This is a genomic window from Pseudomonas sp. 05N434 (assembly GCF_056396965.1).
This window is the reverse complement of record NZ_JBFTMK010000889.1, coordinates 1-1,197: the sequence shown is the minus strand read 5'-3', so window position 1 is coordinate 1,197 and position 1,197 is coordinate 1. Positions and strand designations below refer to the sequence as shown.

The 1,197-nt window shown below is 51.4% G+C and carries 1 protein-coding gene and 1 pseudogene; one reads left to right on the top strand and one right to left on the bottom strand.

Going from position 1 to position 1,197, the window contains the following annotated elements; genetic code table 11:
• Window positions 1-234, bottom strand: a pseudogene (locus tag AC1DLB_RS30450) (polysaccharide biosynthesis protein); the annotation flags it as partial.
• Between the two features lie 670 nt (window positions 235-904).
• Between AC1DLB_RS30450 and AC1DLB_RS30445 the strand changes: the two are divergent.
• The coding region (locus tag AC1DLB_RS30445) for an ABC transporter permease (protein WP_477786336.1) at window positions 905-1,197 on the top strand (293 nt) is incomplete at its 3' end.

Here is a 1,197-nt window from a genome sequence, read left to right as displayed (position 1 = left end):
GCGCATGACGGCGCGGTACATGCCAAAGCGCACGAAAAGGGGAATGGCAATAATCGACGCACTGACGAACAGCCAGAAATGCGACTTTAGCGGATTGTACATGTCGTCGATGCCGAGGCGGACGATAAAGGCCAGCCACAAAGCGACCCACACCAAAACCACATCGGTGGCGACCTGTATCAGTCTTTTTTGCCTACGAGGCAAACCCAGCAAAACTCTCCGTACTTTATCCATTCAAACTTTCGAGCACGCAGCCCCCCCCCTTTTTACGCGGTCGTTGATCAGCATTGTAACCTCAATGAGGACGAGATCACCCAATACTTGCAAATGGCAGGGTCCAGGAAGGAGCATTTAACTGAAAGCGCCGCTATAATTCACCCCTCTGACCGGCCTGCCCGACAGACAACGCACGGACGCGAAACTCGCTTGAAAACCACGAAACGTTGCTGCCGCGACACTGCTCGTCGGCAACCATTGGCTAATCGCTCCGCCCGCTTCCGAGCAGGCGATTTATTGGAGCCTGACGATCAGACGCCGTGACTTAAACCCAAAATGCGTTTCTGGGGTGAGGGAAATTTCTTGGGAGTTCACCTCTGACCGTGGGATGATAGAAAAAGTGCGAATCATCTGACAGAGACTTTATTTATGATCGCTAGCACACCTAGCCCGCTCGACACAAGCGCTTATTTTTTAACGAATAGCCCAAGCTTGGCATGATAGCGAGCGCGCGCCATACGAAATAGCTGCAGACTTTATGCTCCCTCCTTGCAACAGAGGGAGGCACTCTACGTGGAGCACATCCCGCGATCGCAAAAAACTGGAAACCAGACGGGATGGAAAAAGTGACACTCCCCCCTCCTACAAGATTACAATCATTGACTGTTTTGACAACCCGGTGTTTCGAATGCTAAACAACTCAATTACCGCCGCCATGGCAGATATAGCGACAGCTGTAAAGCGCTATTCTCTGGTAGGCATGCTCGGATGGCAGGATGTACGTCAACGGTATAGGCGCTCTGCTGTCGGACCGTTTTGGCTAACCATCAGCATGGGCGTTATGATTGGTACCATTGGCCTCGTATTTGGCCAAATATTTAACTCCCCCATGAAAGACTTTCTGCCATTTCTTGCAGCAGGTATGATTCTCTGGAGTTTTATTTCTACCTGCGTGTTAGAGGGCTGCACCAGCCTCATCGC